General features: G+C 73.1%; 15 protein-coding genes. 5 read left to right on the forward strand and 10 right to left on the reverse strand.

Annotated elements, in window-relative coordinates:
• Positions 1-12: 12 nt before the first annotated feature.
• Together EDF63_RS07325 and EDF63_RS07330 are read right to left on the reverse strand one after the other, a co-directional pair.
• Positions 13-1566 (reverse strand): ABC transporter substrate-binding protein, encoded by a 1554-nt coding sequence (locus tag EDF63_RS07325; RefSeq protein WP_123312372.1) that lies wholly within the window; start codon positions 1564-1566, stop codon positions 13-15.
• A 57-nt stretch (positions 1567-1623) separates the two neighbouring features.
• Complete coding sequence (locus tag EDF63_RS07330; RefSeq protein ID WP_185021332.1) at positions 1624-2565, reverse strand: alpha/beta fold hydrolase; 942 nt, start codon at positions 2563-2565, stop codon at positions 1624-1626.
• A gap of 66 nt (positions 2566-2631) precedes the next feature.
• On the opposite strand from EDF63_RS07330, the gene EDF63_RS07335 reads away from it, so the two are divergent.
• Together EDF63_RS07335 and EDF63_RS07340 are read left to right on the forward strand one after the other, a co-directional pair.
• Complete coding sequence (locus EDF63_RS07335; protein ID WP_260233012.1) at positions 2632-3564, forward strand: siderophore-interacting protein; 933 nt, start codon at positions 2632-2634, stop codon at positions 3562-3564.
• 29 nt (positions 3565-3593) lie between these two features.
• Positions 3594-4370 carry an ABC transporter ATP-binding protein gene (locus EDF63_RS07340; RefSeq protein ID WP_395871593.1) on the forward strand — a complete coding sequence of 259 codons (777 nt, stop codon included), beginning with the start codon at positions 3594-3596 and terminating at the stop codon, positions 4368-4370.
• A gap of 175 nt (positions 4371-4545) precedes the next feature.
• Here the strand turns inward: EDF63_RS07340 and EDF63_RS07345 are convergent, their stop codons facing one another.
• The 5 genes from EDF63_RS07345 to EDF63_RS19060 form a co-directional block, all read right to left on the reverse strand.
• The gene (locus tag EDF63_RS07345; RefSeq protein WP_123312375.1) at positions 4546-4902 is read right to left on the reverse strand and encodes a Fe-S oxidoreductase; all 357 of its coding nucleotides are present in this window, start codon (positions 4900-4902) and stop codon (positions 4546-4548) included.
• 2 nt (positions 4903-4904) lie between these two features.
• Complete coding sequence (locus EDF63_RS07350) at positions 4905-6308, reverse strand: NAD(P)/FAD-dependent oxidoreductase (RefSeq protein ID WP_123312376.1); 1404 nt, start codon at positions 6306-6308, stop codon at positions 4905-4907.
• A gap of 55 nt (positions 6309-6363) precedes the next feature.
• Entirely contained in the window at positions 6364-7185 is an 822-nt protein-coding gene (locus tag EDF63_RS07355) for an arginase family protein (RefSeq protein ID WP_123312377.1), read from the reverse strand.
• Between the two features lie 42 nt (positions 7186-7227).
• Positions 7228-7953 (reverse strand): PspA/IM30 family protein, encoded by a 726-nt coding sequence (locus EDF63_RS07360; RefSeq protein ID WP_123312378.1) that lies wholly within the window; start codon positions 7951-7953, stop codon positions 7228-7230.
• A gap of 80 nt (positions 7954-8033) precedes the next feature.
• Positions 8034-9941, reverse strand: coding sequence for a YgcG family protein (locus tag EDF63_RS19060; protein WP_221180541.1), 1908 nt, complete (start codon positions 9939-9941; stop codon positions 8034-8036).
• Positions 9942-10243: 302 nt separating this feature from the next.
• Here EDF63_RS19060 and EDF63_RS07370 point away from each other — a divergent pair, with 302 nt between their 5' ends.
• The gene (locus EDF63_RS07370) at positions 10244-10447 is read left to right on the forward strand and encodes a hypothetical protein (protein ID WP_071255966.1); all 204 of its coding nucleotides are present in this window, start codon (positions 10244-10246) and stop codon (positions 10445-10447) included.
• A 45-nt stretch (positions 10448-10492) separates the two neighbouring features.
• Entirely contained in the window at positions 10493-11077 is a 585-nt protein-coding gene (locus EDF63_RS07375) for a 4'-phosphopantetheinyl transferase superfamily protein (RefSeq protein ID WP_123312381.1), read from the forward strand.
• On the opposite strand, the gene map is transcribed toward EDF63_RS07375, so the two are convergent.
• Positions 11061-11828, reverse strand: coding sequence for a type I methionyl aminopeptidase (gene map, locus EDF63_RS07380; protein WP_123313081.1), 768 nt, complete (start codon positions 11826-11828; stop codon positions 11061-11063). The two genes, EDF63_RS07375 and map, sit on opposite strands and share 17 nt — an antisense overlap.
• Positions 11829-11860: 32 nt before the next feature.
• Here map and EDF63_RS07385 point away from each other — a divergent pair, with 32 nt between their 5' ends.
• A complete protein-coding gene (locus tag EDF63_RS07385) occupies positions 11861-12130 on the forward strand; it encodes a helix-turn-helix domain-containing protein (protein ID WP_123312382.1) in 270 nt (89 codons plus the stop codon).
• Positions 12131-12201: 71 nt separating this feature from the next.
• Here the strand turns inward: EDF63_RS07385 and EDF63_RS07390 are convergent, their stop codons facing one another.
• Together EDF63_RS07390 and EDF63_RS07395 are read right to left on the reverse strand one after the other, a co-directional pair.
• On the reverse strand, positions 12202-13530 hold the full coding sequence (locus EDF63_RS07390) for a M1 family metallopeptidase (RefSeq protein ID WP_260233013.1): 1329 nt from the start codon (positions 13528-13530) through the stop codon (positions 12202-12204).
• Between the two features lie 26 nt (positions 13531-13556).
• On the reverse strand, positions 13557-17441 hold the full coding sequence (locus tag EDF63_RS07395) for a Pls/PosA family non-ribosomal peptide synthetase (RefSeq protein WP_123312383.1): 3885 nt from the start codon (positions 17439-17441) through the stop codon (positions 13557-13559).
• Positions 17442-17482: the final 41 nt, after the last annotated feature.

Genomic DNA, 17482 nt, shown 5'->3' on the forward strand with positions numbered 1-17482 from the left:
CAGCGGGTCGGCTCACTTGACGGCGAGCTTCGACAGGTCGAGCCTCGAGTTGCCGCCGTCGACGGGGAAGCCCGTGACGCCGGTCCGCACCGCGGTGATCTCGGTGGCCGTGTAGAGCCACTCGCCGGCGGCGTCCTCGCTCACGATCTTCGCGGCCTTGCGCAGGGCCTCGGTCTTGGTGGCCTCGTCGGTCGCCGCGATCGACTCGGCGTAGAGCGACTGCACTTCGGCGTTGTCGTAGCCGAAGTAGTAGTCGGGGTTCGCCCAGTTGCCGAAGTCGCGGGCCTCGACGTGGTCGACCATCGACAGGTCGAAGTCACGTTCGCCCGACTTCGGTGCCTGGAACACCGAGGACAGCCAGGTCGCGAAGTCGACGCGCTTGACGGTCAGGGTGATCCCGACGTCGGCGAGCTGCGACTTCAGCACGTCGCCGATGGTCGCCGGGTAGACGTTCGCGTAGGTGAGCGTGAGCTCGAGGTCCTGTTGCCCGGCAGCGGCGAGGAGCCGCTTCGCGTTGTCGGGGTCGTACGCGTCGATGTCGGTCAGGTCCTCGTACCCGGGGTCGAGTTCCGGGATCGGACCGCCCTGCTCGACGCCCGTGCCGCCGATGGCCTTGATGAGCGCCTTCGGGTCGATCGCCTGCCGGATCGCCTGGCGCACCCGCTTGTCGGTGAACGGTTCCTTGCGGTCGTTGAACGCCAGCGTGTACTTGTCCGTCGTCTTGCCGCTGTGCAGCGCGATGTCGGCGTTCCCCTGGAGCTGGCTCTTCAGCGTGCCGTCGACCGGGTTGAGGACGTCGAGGTCCCCGTTCGCCATCGCGTTGACGGCCGTCGACGGGTCGGTGATGTACCGGAAGACGATCTTCGCGACCTTCGCCTTCGCGCCCCAGTAGTCGTCGTTGCGCTCGAAGGTGAGCGAGTCGCCCTGCTTCCAGCTCGCGACCTCGTAGGGGCCGGTGCCGTTGGCGGTGTCCGACAGGTCGTTCGTCGCGGCCTTCTCGAGCACCAGTCCGGAGCGGCCGGTCAGGTTCCAGAGCAGGTCCGAGTCGGGCTTCGCCAGCTCGAGCTGGACCACACCGGTCGACGGGGAGGTGATCGAGGTGACGCCGGCGAGCTTGGCGGAGTCCACGTAGGTCTCGTTCGACTTGACCTGCTCGAGCGACCACACGACGTCGGCCGCGGTGACGTCCTTGCCGTCCTGGAACGTGATGCCGTCGCGCAGCGTGAACGTGTAGGTCAGGCCGTCGTCGGAGACCTCGTGCTCGGAGGCCAGCACGTCGCGGATGTCGCCGTCGGCGGTCCGGCCGACGAGGCCCTGGTACACGTTGTCGATGAGCACCTGGTCGAGCGCTGCACCGGACTGCGTGCGGATGTCGAGGCTGGTCGGTTCGAGCACCAGGCCGACGCGCACGGTGGCGTCGGCGCCGCCGTTCTCGTTCGACGAGCCGGAGCAGCCGGTCAGCGCGAGGGCGGAGACGACGGCGACCGCGGTGGCGGCGAGGGCAGCACGTCCGATGCGCGTGGTGCGCGCAGCCCGGGCGGTACGGCGGTGCAGGAGCGGACTCATGGGGTGTGGGTTCCTTCCGGACGCGAGGCGATGGTCACAGCTCGCGCTCGCACGAGGTTACCGGGGGCCGGTACGGTCCCGCGACGGTTCATCGATCCGGTGCAACAAACCGTGACGTCCCGCCCATGCCCGGATCGCCGCAGCGAGTTCGAGGGGCGCCTGGTTCTGCACCGCGTGCCGTGCGGTGACCGTCACGATCTCGGCGTCCGGCAGGCGCTCGGCGAACGCGGCGTGCAGCTTCGGTGAGACGTACCCGCGGTCGCCGCGGACGAGCAGGATCGGCACCCGCAGGGCCTCGAGGTCGGGCCAGGCGTCGGCGAAGCGCCCCACCGACGACGTGCGGCCGGCGGGCAGGTGCGGGAAGTGGTGCCGCCGGACGAGCGCGCCGTCGTCGCCGAGCCGCGTGGTGTGGCGAGCCTCGCGGAGCAGCACGTGCCGGTCGTCGCCGACGCGTGCCTCGATCGCCCGGTCGACGACCTGGTCCAACGTGGCGAAGGGCTCCTCGGCCTCGAGCGCCCGGGCGATCCGGTCGACCGCCCGCTGCGCGAAGTCCGGCGACATGTCGACGAGCACGAGCCCGGTGACCCGCTCCGGTGCCGTGGCCGCGAGCCGTGCCGCCAGGATCGCGCCGAGGGAGTGCCCGACGACGATCCCCGGCGGGACCTGCAGGGCGTCGAGCGCGGCGAGCACGGTCGGCGCCGTCACGGACGCCCCGTAGTCCGCGTCGTCCCGCCACGACGACCGGCCGTGTCCCGGCAGGTCGAGGGCGACCGCCGGCTCGCCGACGGCGAGCGCGGTCTGGTCGAAGCTGTGGGCGTCGATGCCGAGCCCGTGCAAGTAGGTGATCCGTGCCTCCCGGTCTCCCCACCGGATGGCGGACGTCTCCTGTCCGTCGTGGGTGCGGACCACCTGCCTGGAGGCGCGGAGCGGCTCCGTCACGCCGCTCGCGCGGGCGAGGGCGGCCAGGTCTGCGAATTCGTCGTCGGGGGCATCGGGCACGGAAGCGATCTTCGCACCGTCCGCGGGCTCTGGAGCTGTTAGGTAAGGCATGCCATACTCGGATCCGTGGCAACCCGGTACCGCGTCTTCTCCGTCCGTGTGGCAGCGGTCACGTCCCTCACCCCGCACTTCGTCCGGGTGACGCTGACGGGCGATGCCCTGGCGGACTTCTCCTCGGTCGGGCTCGACCAACGGATCAAGGTCGTGCTGCCGCTGGACGGCGTGGGCTTCTCCGAACTGCCGGAGGACGAGGACTGGTACGCCGCCTGGCGTGCCCTGCCGGACGCGGAACGGAACCCGCTGCGCACGTACACGGTCCGCTCGTTCCGGCCCGACGCCCGCGAGCTCGACATCGACTTCGTCGCGCACGGCGACGCCGGACCCGCATCGCGGTGGGTGTCGTCCTGCCGCGTCGGTGACGAGCTCCGGATCGTCGGGCCCCGCGTGCCGGAGTCGCCCGAGGACCTGCCGACCGGTGCCGCCGAGTTCGCACCCGGGCACGCGAACCGCATCCTGCTCGCCGGGGACGAGACCGCCGCCCCGGCCATCTGCGCCATCCTCGAGGCGCTCGACGTCTCGACCGTCGGCCACGTCTTCATCGAGGTGCCGACCGACGCCGACCGGCTGCCCGTGACCGCGCCCGCCGGGGTCGAGGTCCGCTGGATCGCCCGGAACGGCGCGACGCACGGCGTCCGCATGACCGACCAGGTGCACGCCTGGGCGTCGACGGTCGTCGCCGGTTCCGCGTCCGTCGCCGGTCCTGCGTCCGTCGCCGGTCCCGCCTGCGGGGACGCCGTCGAGCTGACCGACGTCGACGTCGACGAGCAGGTGCTCTGGGACGTCCCCGCGCCGGTGGACGAGCGTCCGGTGTACGCGTGGATCGCGGGGGAGGCCGGCTGCGTCAAGGAGCTTCGTCGGCACCTGGTGCGCGGCGTCGGGATCGACCGGAAGCAGGTCGCGTTCATGGGGTACTGGCGGCACGGCAAGGCCGAGAACTGAACGCCGCAGCCGAGCTCCCCACGACCGCGTTGGGCGTGCGTGGGCTGACGCTCGCGTACGACGACCGCATCGTGGTGGACGCGCTCGACGTGGACGTCCCCGACGGCGAACTGACCGTCATCGTCGGCCCGAACGCGTGCGGCAAGTCGACGCTGCTGAAGTCGTTCGCTCGCACCCTCAAGCCGCGCGCCGGCACCGTGTACCTCGACGGCGCGCCGATCGACTCGTACCGACCGAAGGCCGTGGCCCGACGGGTCGGCATGCTCCCGCAGACGCCGATCGCCCCCGACGGCATCACCGTCCGCGACCTGGTGTCCCGCGGGCGCTTCCCGCACCAGGACCTGCTGCACCCGTCCTCCGGGTCCGACCGGCGGGCCGTGCAGGCCGCCCTCGAGCAGACCGAGACCCTCGACCTGGCCGACCGCAGCGTCGACGAGCTCTCCGGCGGGCAGCGGCAACGGGTGTGGATCGCGATGGTCCTGGCCCAGGAGACCGACATCGTGCTGCTCGACGAGCCCACGACGTTCCTCGACATCGCCCACCAGTACGACGTGCTCGAACTGGCCTCCGCGCTGCACGCCGCCGGTCGGACGGTGGTCGCGGTGCTGCACGACCTGAACCAGGCGGCGCGCTACGCCACCCACGTCATCGCGATGCGCCAGGGGTCGATCGTGGCCGCGGGGCCGCCGTCGTCCGTGCTCACCGCCGACCTGGTGGAGGACGTCTTCGGTCTGCCGTGCGTGGTCGTCCCCGACCCCGAGACCGGCACGCCCCTCATCGTCCCGCGTCGCCCCGCCGCAGCCTGACGCCCGCCCGCCCCGCCCGGCCCCGCCGCGCCGCGCCCGGCGGGTTCCCCGAGGTTCCGAAATCTCGGCATCTCACCGCGCCCACGAGTCGCCCGTGGAACCTCGGCGGGACGCAGGCCGCATGTCGTGGAACCTCGGCGGCAGGGGGAGCCGTCGCCCTCGCCGACGCAGGGGCTCAGCGGTAGCCGCCGTCCTCCAGACCGGCCTCGACCTCGAAGCGGTTCCGGAGTGGATCACGGCCGGCGGCGGCGTACAGCACGGGCATGAGCATGCCGTACCGCCGCCACTGCGCGACGTGCACCCGCTCGTGCCGGAGCACCCTGGGCCCGTCGTTGTCGCGGGTCAGGTAGACCGAGCCCACGCAGGTGCCACCGCGGCGGAACACCCACCGCGGCAGCCCCGTGCAGACGATCAACCCGTCGACGACCCGGACGGGCCCGGTCGACAGCGGCAGGCCCACCGCGAGGCCGACCGCGGTCGCGAACAGCCAGCCCGCGCGGGACACCGGGGAGTCCAGGAGCGGGTTGCGCACCCCTACTCCGGTCGACCGTAGGTCTCGAGCAGGCGGAGCCAGATCTCGTTCATCGTCGGGTAGGCCGGCACCGCGTGCCAGAGGCGGTCGACCGGGACCTCGCCGACGACCGCGATCGTCGCCGCGTGCAGCATCTCGGCGACGTCCTGGCCGACGAAGGTGACCCCGACGACGACCCCTCGGTCCTCGTCGACGACCATCTTGGCCCGCCCGGTGTACCCGTCGGCCTGCAGTGCGGACCCCGCGACCCCGCCGAGGTCGTACTCCACGGCACGGACGTTCAGCCCCTGCTCGCGGGCGGCACGCTCGGTCAGGCCGACGCTCGCGACCTCGGGGTCGGTGAACGTGACCTGGGGGACCGCGGCGTGGTCTGCCGTCGCGACGTGGGCACCCCACGGCTCGGTGTGCAGCGGCGTGCCCTGGTACCGGGCCGCGATGGCCTCGCCGGCTGCGCGGGCCTGGTACTTGCCCTGGTGGGTGAGGAGCGCGCGGTGGTTGGCGTCGCCGACGGCGTACAGCCAGTCGGTGCCGTGCACGAGCATGGTGTCGTCGACCTCGAGCCAGTCACCGGCGGTGAGCCCGACGGACTCGAGCCCCAGGTCGGCGGTGTGCGGGGTGCGGCCGGTGGCGGCCAGGACCTCGCTCGTGATGACGGTGGTGTCGTCGTCGAGTGTGGTGGTGACGAGCCCGTGCTCGTCGCGGTCGACCCGCACGGGGCTCACACCGGTGCGGACGTCGACGCCGAGTTCGCGGAGCGCGTCGGTGACGAGCTCGCCGGCGAACGGCTCCATGCCGCCGAGCAGCCCGTGGCGGGCGACGAGGGTGACCTTCGCACCGAGCGACGCCCAGGCGGTGGCGAGCTCGGAGCCGGCGACGCCGCCGCCGATCACGAGCAGGCTCTCGGGAACCTGCTGGGCGCTGGTGCCCTCGCGCGTGCCCCACGGCTTCGCGTCGGCGAGTCCCGGCACGTCGGGGAGCGCGTGCAGCGACCCGGTCACGACCGCGACGGCGGCGCGGGCCGTGTGCGTCTCGCCGCCGACCTCGATCGTCTTCTCGCCGGTGATGCGGGCGTGGCCGCGGATCAGGGCGATGTCGGCGGACTCGAGCCAGGACACCTGGCCGTCGTCCTTCCAGTCCGAGGTGAACGAGTTGCGGCGCGCGAGCACGTGGGCCGCGTCGAGTTCGCCGGTGACGGCCTGCTTCGCACCGTCCAGGCGCTTCGCCGCGGCCAGGGCGTGGCCGCTGCGCAACAGTGCCTTCGACGGCATGCACGCCCAGTAGGAGCACTCGCCGCCGACCAGTTCGGACTCCACGATCGCGACCGCCAGGCCGCGCTTGTGGGCGTAGTCCGCCACGTTCTCGCCGACTGCGCCGGCGCCGATCACGATGAGGTCGTAGTCCGTCATGGGCCCGAGCGTACGCGGACCGGCATGGGGTGCGCCCGGCGCGCCGGTTCGGCTCTCAGGCCACCCGGGAGGCGCTGGTCAACGCCCCGACGACGCGCAGGATCACGCCGAGGTCGTCCACTGCACGGTCCGGGTCGACGGGAGCGAATCCGGTGAGCGCGGCGCCGGCCAGGCGCCGGCCGCGGGTCGCGGCCTGGATCCGCTCGACCAGCCCGGCGCCGTCGAGTCCGAACGGCACGGGTTCGAGCAGGCCGTCGACCTCGGACGGGTCGAGGACGTCGAGGTCGACGTGCACGAACACCGACGTGGCACCGGTGGCGTCGACGGCGGCGGCGAGGGCGTCCGGGGTGGCGGCGTCGACGTCGAGCCGGGCGATCCCGGCACGGTCGAGCGCTGCTTCCTCGGCGTCGTCGAGACCCCGGACCCCCGCGACCACGACCGACGAGGCGGGGAGCACGGGCAGGGCGGGGAACAGCTCGTCGGCGCGGTCGACGAGGATCCGCAGGGCTGCGGTCTCGGCGGCGACGGGTTGCGCACGATTGAGTGGCCGGTACCCGCTGGACCCCGCGATCCGCACGAACGCGGTGTCGGGGCCGAGGCCCACGGTCGCGCCGAGGACGCTCGCACCGTCCCCGCCGACCACGAGGACCGGTTCGCTCGCGACGCCGGTCTCCTCTGCCACGCGGTCGGCGACGGCGAGCACGGAGGTGTAGCGGGCGACGGCCGTCTCGAGGCGGTCGCCGGCACCGGTGGGGACGTCGACCACGGTGGTGGACGCTCGGGGGAGGTCGGCCGCGATCGCGGTCGCTCCGTCCCCGAGGCGCATCGCGCGCGACGACGCCGAACCCTGCCACTGACCGACCACGAGGAACTGCATCGTCTCAGTCTGTCAGGTGGGGTCCGGCGTCGTCCGGGAAGGTCAGAGGCTCGACGAGCCGCCGGACTTCAGCGCGGCGAGTCGTGCTTCGACCTCGGCGTCCTTGCCCACGTCCTCGAGGCTCTCGAACTGGGCGTCGAGGCTCGACGACTGCAGCTCCTGCTGCCCGAGGACCTTCGCTTCTTCACGACGGACCTTCTCCTCGAAGCGACCGAGGTCGCTCGTCGGGTCGAGCACGTCGATGTTGCCGAGCGCGTCGTTGACCTTGGACTGCGCTTCGGCCGTCTTGGAGCGGGCGACGAGGTTGTCGCGCTTCGCCCGGAGTTCCTCGAGCTTCTGCTCCATGCCGGCGAGCCCGGTCTTGAGCTTCTCCACCGCTTCGTTCTGCGAGGCGAGGTTCGGCTCGGCGTCCTTGACCTCCTGCTCGGCGGCGATCTGCTTGCCGATCGCGATCTTGGCGAGGTTGTCGAACTTGTCCGCCTCGGCCGTCTTGCCCTCGGCGCGGTACTTGTCCGCGGCGGAGGACGCGTTGGCCGCCTTCTGGCCCCACTCGGTCGAGGCGCGCTTGTCCTCTTCGTGGTCCTGCTCGAGCAGACGGACGTTGCCGATGGTCTGCGCGATCGCCGTCTTCGCGTCGGCGATGTTGTTCGTGTAGTCGCGCACGAGCTGGTCCAGCATCTTCTGCGGGTCCTCGGCGTCGTCGATGAGCTGGTTGATGTTCGCCCGCACGAGGGTGGAGATGCGGCCGAAGATCGTCTGCTTTGCCATTGCTGTTCCCTTTCCTGGAAGGTCTGACGTGGTGTGTCTGGTCTGTCGGGTGTGTGGTCTGTTCGTCGGCTGGGGCGGGGTCAGAAGCGGCCGCCGCCGGAGAACCCGCCTCCGCCGCCTCCGCCGCCCCCACCACCGAAGCCGCCGCCCCCGCCGAAGCCCCCGCCGCCGCCCCCGAAGGAACCGCCGCCGAAGCTGCCGCCGCGGCCGCCGAGCAGGCCGCCGAGCACGATGCCGGTGACGAGGCCGCCGAGTTGTGCCCCGTTGCCGCCGCCACCGCCGAAGCCGCCGCCACCGCCGCCCCAGCCGCCCATGTCGCCGTTCGCGGCGTCCATCGCGGCGGCCGCGTACTGCTCTGCGGCGCGTGCGGCCTGCAGGGCCTGTCCGGGATCGGTCGTGGCGAGCTGCACGGCGTCGTCGAGGGCGCGCTCGGCCTCGGACAACCGGGTGCGGGCGGTCGGTCCGATGCCGCCGCGGTGCAGCGAGATGTACTCCCGCGCCTGGCTGATCCGGTTCCGGGCGTCGCGCAGGGCGTCGTCGAGCGCTCGGGACGCCCGGCGCTGCTGCTCCTCGGCACCGCGGGCTGCGGCGATGGCCTGGTCGATCTCGGTGTTCGCCTTGGTGAGGGCGTCGACCGCGGCGACCGGGTCCTTCGGGTCGAGGCCCTGTCGGAGCACGGTCTGCGCCCGTGTGACGGCGGCGGCGAGGTCGGGACCGCCGACGGTGAGCGTCCGGGCCGCCGCGACGTCGCCCTCGATGTCGATGCGCATCGCCTCGGCGCGCGCCGTTGCCTCGGCGAACGACCCCTCGGCGGCGATCGCGCTGTTCGTGAGCTGTTGCACCTGCGCCAGTGCGTGCTGGGCGTCACGCACGGCGACCACGGCCTCGCCCTTGTCGCCCGCGGCGATCGCCGCGGTGGCCGCGTTCGAGCGCTCGGTGGCGTAGGCGAGGACCTGGTGGGCCTGGTCGACGTTGTCGGACACGGTGGCGAGGGTTCGGCCGGTGTAGCGCGACCGGACGCGGTCGAGGGCTGCTGCTGCCGCGCCGACCGAAGCCGGGGCGGCCGCCACTGCCTGGGCCAGTGCGACCGCAGCGTCGTCGACGCCGTCCTCGAGCGACCGGAGTTGGTCGAAGGCCTCGGTCTGCTCCTCGATCGAGGCGTGCGCCTGCTGGCAGATCGCGATGATCTGGTTCGCCCAGTCGGCCCGCTGCTGGGGGGAGTCGGGGATCTCGTCGTCGAGCTGCTGCCGGAACGTGAAGGCCTTGCGCACGGCCTGCTGTGCTGCGGCGACGGCGTCGGCGAAGGGCTTCGCGGCGTCGGGACCGAACTGCGCCGTGGCGAACCCGACCTCCTGCTCGGCGGTGCGGAGTTCGTCGTCGATGGTGACGAGCGCTCCGCCCGCGGTGCGTTCGAGGTCGGCGAGGGACTCCTGCTGCGCCTTGGTGGCCGCGGCGGTCCTGCGCTTGTTGCGGGTGCGGATGACGATCACGACGACCACCAGGCCGACGACGATGACGAGCAGCAGGACCCAGAGCCAGGTCAGGTCCGGCGGCGCCTGGGTGTCGGTCAGGCCGTTCGCGAACGCCACGGCCGCGCCGGACCAGTCGCCCTGCTTCAGCTCGGGGAGCAGTGCGTCGTTCACGGCGCTCTGCACGTCGGACTCGGAGATGGCGGTCTCGTTGGTCTGCTGGACGTCGTAGTTGCGCTCGTCGACCGCGACGGACAGCAGGATGCCGTCCGTGTCGATCTGGTTCCGGTCCATGACCGCGGAGCCCCATGCGGTGTGGTCCGTCGGATCGGTGAACGTCGGCACGAACACCACGTACAGCTGCGTCTGGGTCTCGGCGTACAGGTCCTGCACCGCCTGTTCGACCTGCGCCTGCTGCGACGAACTGAGGGCGTCGGCTTCGTCGAGGACGTACGCACCACCAAGGTCGACGGGTGCCGTGGCCTGCGCGGTCGCCGCCGGAGCCAGGACGATCAGCATCGCCACGACTGCTGCCGTGACGCGACCCCAGAGCCGCGCTGTCCCCCGTTCCGTGCTCGACCCGCCTGTGCCCGATCCGTGCTGGACCGTTCGCATCCGTCCTCCGTCCGTCACCGGTCGGCGCCGTCGACACCGCACCGAACCGCGCCCTGTGTGCGCCGTCGCCCGGAGTCTATCCAGGCCCCGGAGCGCACGGACAGACTCCCGGTGAACCCTGTGGACAAGCCGATCCATGGGTGTCTTGTCCCCCGAGCCGGGGTATGCTGACGGCACTGTTCGACGACGAACGGAAGGGAACAGCAATGGAGCGAACCACGAGTACCGAGGTCGTCCCGCTCGAGGACGGCTACCACCGCGTGTCGACGCCGGCGACCGGCGTGATCGGTTTCGTGCGCGAGCACGACGGCCGCTACGAGGTGCTGCGCGGACGCGTCCGCCAGGCGACCCGATCCGAGGGTCTCTACAGCACCATGAACGTCGCACTCATCGCGCTCACGCACGCGTAGCGACACGGCTCTGGACCGGCCATCCGCGCACCGTAGGCTGCGTGCGTGGGTGAGTCGGGCCTCCAGACCGTCGTCGTGACGCTGTGCGCGCCCGGTCCGGACCGCGCTGCCGACGGGGAGGCCCTGATCGCCGCCGTCGCGTCGGCGTCCGGTTCCGAGACGGCCGAGGTGCGCGCGGGGCGCGTCTGCCCGCACTGCGGCGGGACCGACCACGGTCGTCCGTGGGCCACGGTGCGCGGCACCGGCTACGGCGTCAGCTTGTCGCGCACGACCGGGGCAGTCGCCATCGCGGTCGCTCCCGGCTCGGTCGGCGTCGACGTCGAGCGCGTGTCCCGCGTCGCCGCGGCGCCGCTCGACGCCTTCACGTCCGGTGAACGCGATCGCTCGGCGGGTGACGTCGGCCTGCTCGCGGCCTGCTGGGCGGCGAAGGAGGCCGTGCTGAAGCGCGACGGCCGGGGCCTGCGCGTCGACCCGAGCTCGGTGGACGTCGACGTCGCGGCCGGGTCCGCGCGCTTCGAGGGGGTCGACCACGCCGTCACGGTCCTCCGACCGGCAGCCGACCTGGTGCTCGTCGTGGCGGCCGGCGGGCTGCCCGTCGTGGTCGAGGGGACGGTCAGCGGGGGAGCGTGAGCACCGCTGCGCCGTCCTCGGTGATCGCGATGGTGTGCTCGGTGTGGGCCGTCCGGGCTCCGGTGGCGCTGCGCAGCGTCCATCCGTCGGGGTCGGTGACGAGCACGTCGGTGTCGGCCATCACCCACGGCTCGAGCGCGAGCAGGAGCCCCGGCCGGAGCGTGTAGCCGCGACCCGCGCGGCCGGTGTTCGACACGTGCGGGTCCTGGTGCATGGTCGAACCGATGCCGTGGCCGCCGAACTCGACGTTGACCGGGTAGCCGGCGGCCTCGAGCACGGTGCCGATGGCGTGCGACAGGTCCCCGGTGCGCGCACCGGGTCCGGCAGCGGCGATCCCGGCGGCGAGGGCGCGCTCGGTGGCGTCGATGAGGGCGAGGTCCTCGTCGCGCGGGGTCCCGACGACGAAGCTGACGGCGGCGTCGGCGGCGATGCCGTCGAGGGACACCGCGAGGTCGAGGGTGAGCAGGTCGCCGTCGGCGAGGGCCCGGTCGTGCGGCAGCCCGTGCAGAACGGCGTCGTTCACGGCGGTGCAGATGTGGTGGCCGAACGGACCGCGGCCGAACGAGGGTGCGTAGTCGACGTAGCAGGAGTCGGCACCGGCGTCCTCGATCATCTGCTTCGCCCACCGGTCGATCTCCAGCAGGTTCGTGCCGACGCGGGTCCGTTCGCGCAGGGTCTGCAGGATGGTGCCCACGAGGGCTCCGGTGGCGCGGGCCTTGTCGACCTCGGCGGGCGTCAGGATCTCGATCACGCGGATGATCATACCGGTATTACTATGTGGGAATGGTCCGTCTCCCGCTCAGCCCCGACGAGGTCGCGCGCGGCCGCCGCCTCGGTGCGCTGCTCCGTCGTGCCCGTGGTCCACGGTCGATCGTCGACACCGCCCTCGCTGCCGGGATCTCGCCCGAGACGCTCCGCAAGATCGAGACCGGGCGCATCGCGACGCCGGCGTTCTCGACCATCGCGTCCGTCGCGGGCGTGGTCGGACTGTCGCTCGACGCGGTGTGGTCCGAGGTCAGCTGCGACCCGGCCGACGGCGAACTGGCGGGCTAGCCGACCGGGCAGCGGAGCCCGCTCACCGACCGGGCGGCGGAGCCCGCTCACCGACCGGGCAGCGGAGCCCGCTAGTCGACGCGCGGCGCGGGCAGCGCGGGAACCGACGTCTGGTCGATCCACGGGCCGGTGACCGCACGGACGTCCGCGACGGGACGGCCGGCGGCGTCCGCGAACGCCCCGAGCACGTCGGGCACCGTCACCGAACCGTGCCGGTGCCGTTCGGTGATGCTGCGCAGCCCGGTGAAGAACGCGTCGTCGCCGAACGTGCGGCGGACGGCGTGCAGGGCGAGGGCGCCGCGCTTGTAGACGCGGTCGTCGAACATGTCCTTCGCACCGGGGCCCCCGACGACGAGGTCCTCGGGCTGGTCGAGCAGGCCCTGCCGGTACTCCGCCGCGAGCGCGTCGGCGGTGTCGCCACCGCGTTCCTCGGACCAGAGCCACTCGGCGTAGCAGGCGAACCCCTCGTGCAGCCAGATGTCCTGCCAGCGCGCGACCGTCACCGAGTTGCCGAACCACTGGTGTGCGAGCTCGTGCGCGATGAGTCGGTCGGTGCCGTGCTCGCCGTCGACGTGGTTGCGGCCGAACACCGCCAGCCCGTGGGCTTCGAGCGGGATCTCGAGCTCGTCGTCGGTGACCACGACGCCGTACGCCGCGAACGGGTACGGGCCGAAGCGGTCGGAGAACAGCGCGAGCATCTCCGGCACCTGACCGAAGTCGGTCTTCGCGGCGGTCGCAAGGTCGGCGGGGTGGTGCAGGGTGACGGGGACGACGGCGCCGCGGAGCCTCGTCGTGCGGTACCGGCCCATCTGCACCGTCGCCAGGTACGTCGCCATCGGCTCGGTGGTGGCGTAGGTCCAGCGGGTGCCGATCCGGTCGCGTTCCTTGCCGAGCAGTTCGCCGTTCGCCAGGACGTCGTACGCGGCCTCGGCGGCGATCTCGAACCGGTAGGTCGCCTTGTCGTCCGGTCGGTCGTTGCACGGGAACCACGAGGGTGCCCCGGTCGGCTGGGCCGCGACGATGACGCCGTCGGTGAGCTCCTCCCACCCGACCTGACCCCAGGCGCTGCGCACGGGGCGCGGGTTGCCGCGGTACTTCAGGTGCACGGTGAACGTCGTGCCGGCCGCGATCGGGGACGCCGGGGTGACGGTGACCTTGTGCACGGCGTTCGACACCTTCTTCGCGCGGGCACCGTCGACGTCGGCGCGCTCGACGCTCAGGCCGTGCAGGTCGACCACGATCTTGTCCAGCGGCTCGAGGGCGCGCGCGGTGATCGTCGCGGTGCCGTCGAGGCGGTTCGTGGCGACGCGGTAGTCGAGGCGGAGGTCGTAGTGCTCGGCGCTCCAGCGTCGGTCGCCGCTGTGCGGGGTGTACGGGTCGGCAGCGGAGGTGTTCGGCACGGTCTCAGTCAACCCCATGGCGCCGGTCAGTCCGCCACGGTGGCCGGTTCGGCTGCCCACGGAGCGATGGGGTTGCCGGACCAACGCGACCCGGTGGGCACCTGCTCGCCGCGCATCACGAGCGAGGCCGGACCCACCGTCGCGCCCGTGCCGATGCCCGCGGCGGGCAGGACGACGCTGTGCGGGCCGAGGGTCGCCCCGGCGTCGAGGCGGACGGTGTCGAGCTGCATCACGCGGTCGTGGAACAGGTGGGTCTGCACGACGGTCCCGCGCGCCACCGAGGCGCCGGCGCCGATGGTCACGAGGTCGGCCTCGGGGAGCCAGTAGGTCTCGAGCCAGGTGCCGCGGCCGATCGTCGCACCGAGGCTCCGCAGCCACGCCGCCAGGGCCGGGGTGCCGGTGGCCTGCTCGGCGAACCACGGCCGGGCGACCGTCTCGACGAAGGTGTCCTGCACCTCGTTGCGCCAGACGAACGACGACCACAGCGGGTGCTCGCGGGCGGTGATCCGGCCGACGAAGACCCACTTCGCGATCGTCGACACCACCGCGGCGACGGCACCGGCGACGATCAGCACCGGCCCGGCGAGCAGCACCGTCCACCCGACACCGACCGCGGACCACAGGGCGAGCAGCGTGCCGGCCACGCCGAGGGCGACGCCCGCGGACACCATCGGCGCCACGAGCCGCAGCAGCTCCCAGCAGCCGCGGGCGACCTTGAGCCGCACCGGCGGACGGAAGGTGCGCTCCTCGTCGAACTGCGTCGCCGCACGGCGGAGCCGCACCGGGGGCGAGCCGAGCCACGACGACCCGCGCTTGGCCTTCTTCGGCACGGCGGACAGGACCGCCACCAGGGCTTCGCGCGGCACGGAGCGTCCGGCGCCCGTCATCCCGCTGTTGCCGAGGAAGGCCCGCCGGCCCACCTTCGATCGGCCGATCCGCACCCGGCCCCCGCCGAGCTCGTACGTCGCGACCATGGTGTCGTCGGCCAGGAACGCCCCGGACGCGATCTGCGTCAGCGCGGGGATGAGCAGGACCGTGGAGATCTCCGTGTTCCGGCCGACCTTCGCTCCGAGCAGCCGCAGCCACACCGGCGTCACGAGCGAGGCGTACAGCGGGAACAGCAGCGTACGGGCCGCGTCGAGCACTCGCTCCGTCGACCACGCCTGCCAGCCGATCCGCGAGCGCACGGGGTGGCGTCCCTCGTGCAACCCGATGCCCAGGAGCCGCACCGACCCCACCACGAGCAGGGCGTACACGGCCCCGGCGACCACGGTCGCGAGCGGCACCGTCGCGAGGGCGCGCAGGACGGCGTCACCGAGCGTCGGCGCGCGCCCGACCAGGGCGGCGGCGACCAGCAGCCCGACCGCGACACCGATCACCGGCAACCCGGCCACGGCCACGGAGCCGGCCCCGTACGCCAGCAGCCAGCGTCGACGCGACGGGGGACGGGCCTCCCGGCCGTGCCTGGCCGAGCCGATGCGCTCGGCGGGCGAACCTGCCCAGCGTTCACCGGCGGGCACCCGGCCGGCGACGGCCGAACCGGCCTCGACCTCGGCGCCCGCGCCCACGTGCGCACCGGGCAGCAGCGTGGTGCGGCTGTGCACGACCGCGTCGTCCTCGACGCGGACCCGACCCAGTCGGAACACGTCGCCGTCCACCCAGTGCCCCGCGAGGTCGACCTCCGGCTCGATCGACGCACGCTTGCCGATCGTGAGCATCCCGGTGACCGGCGGGAGCGTGTGCAGGTCGACGTCGGCGCCGATCCGCGCCCCCAGCGCACGGGCGTAGTAGCTGATCCACGGCGCCCCGGCGGTCGAGGGGCCGTCGACCGCCTCGGCGATCCGCTCCGCCAGCCAGACCCGCAGGTGCACCGAACCGCCGCGGGGGTGCTCGCCCGGACGGACCCCGACGAGCAGCAGCCGGGCGAGCACGACCGTCAGCGCCATCTTGCCGATCGGCGTCACGAACACCAGCAACGCGACGACGAGTGCCGGCCAGGGGAGCACCGGCAGGAACGGCAGCGTGGTCGCGTGCAGCACCGCCGCGACCGACGCCGTCCACGTCAGGACCCGCAGCCCGCGCAGCACCTGCACCGGCAGCCCGAGCACCGTCATCGCGAGCCCCGTCGCCGGCGGGACCGGGGTCACGTCGCGCGACGCCGCTGCCACCGGACCGGACTCGTCCAGCGCGGCCGCCAGCGCACCGATGCGCGGGTGGTCGTACACGTCCGCCACCGTCGTCGTCGGGAACCGCTCGCGGATCGCCGAGACGAGCTGCGCCGCCGTCAACGACCCGCCGCCGTGCGCGAAGAAGTCGTCGTCGACGCTCGACACCGGCACCCCGAGGATCGCCGCCCACCGCTCCGCGATCCAGGCGACGGTGTCCGGCAGCATCGCGGCGTCGGTCGCCCCGGGCAACGGCCACGGCAGGGCGGCACGGTCGACCTTGCCCGACGTCCGCGTCGGCAGCGCGTCCACCACCGCGACGAGCGGCACGAGGGCAGCGGGGAGCTCCTGCCGCAACCGGGCGTTCGCGAGCGCGACGTCGACCGTGGCCCCCGCGACCGGCGCCACGTACCCGACCAGCACCTGGTTCCCCGCAGGGGTCCGCTGCACCGCCGCCGCACCACCCGCCACGTCGTCGAGCGCCTGCAGGGCCGCGTCGATCTCACCGAGCTCGATCCGCCGGCCCCCGAGCTTCACCTGGTCGTCCGCACGTCCCTGGAACACGAGTCCCTCGGGGTCGTACCGCACCAGGTCACCGCTCCGGTACGCCCGCGCCCACCCGAGCTCCGGGAACGGCGCGTACTTCTCCGCGTCCTTCGCCGGGTCCAGGTACCGACCCAACCCGACACCACCGATCACGAGCTCACCGACCCCACCGGGCTCCACCCGCTGCCCGGCAGCGTCCACCACCGCCAGGTCCCACCCGTCCAGCGGCAGCCCGATCCGGATCGGCTGGCTCCCGTCGAGCAGGGACCCGCACGCCACCACCGTCGCCTCGGTCGGCCCGTACGTGTTCCACACCTCACGGTCACGACTCGCGATGCGCGCCGCCAGCTCCGGCGGGCACGCCTCACCACCGAAGATCACCAGCCGCACCTGCTCCAACGCGTCGTCCGGCCACAACGCCGCGAGCGTCGGCACCGTCGACACCACCGTGATCGTGTGCGCGATGAGCCACGGCCCCAGGTCCACCCCCGTCCGCACCAACGACCGCGGCGCCGGCACCAACGCGGCACCGTGCCCCCACGCCAACCACATCTCCTCGCACGACGCGTCGAACGCCACACTCAGCCCCGCCAGCACCCGGTCGCCCGGACCGATCGGCGCCGACTGCAGGAACATCCGCGCCTCGGCGTCCACGAACGCCGCAGCACTGCGGTGGGTGACCGCCACGCCCTTCGGCACACCCGTGGACCCGGACGTGAAGATGATCCACGCATCGTCGTCCTCGTGGGGGAGTGCGGCGCTCGCCGCGGGGTCCGTCACGGGCAGTTCGCCGCCGTCGCGGTCGCGCAGGACGCCGCCGGCTCCGATGACGCCCACGACGCCGGCCTCGCCGAACACCAGGGTCGCGCGTTCCTCGGGGTCGTCGGCGTCGACGGGCACGTACGCGGCTCCGGCGGCGAGGACGGCGAGGATCGACAGGTACAGGTCGCGTCCGCCGGAGGGGATCCGCACGCCGACCCGGTCGCCCCGTCGGACACCGCGACGGGCGAGGTCGTCGGCCTGTGCGCGCACCAGGTCGAGCAGCGCGGCGTAGTCGACGGTGCCGGCGGGGTCCTCGAGCGCGGTGGCGGTCGGGTGGGTGGCCGCGGTCGCCGCGAGGACGTCGAACAGCGTCCGTGGCGCGGGGGCGTCCCCGCCGCGGGCGAGTTCGAGCTGCGCGTTCCCGGTGCCGGTGGTCATCGGTTCCCTCTTCCCGGCCGGGTGGTCGACCGGCCCGTGAT

It is taken from the genome of Curtobacterium sp. JUb34 (genome assembly GCF_003755065.1).
Taxonomy (GTDB): domain Bacteria; phylum Actinomycetota; class Actinomycetes; order Actinomycetales; family Microbacteriaceae; genus Curtobacterium.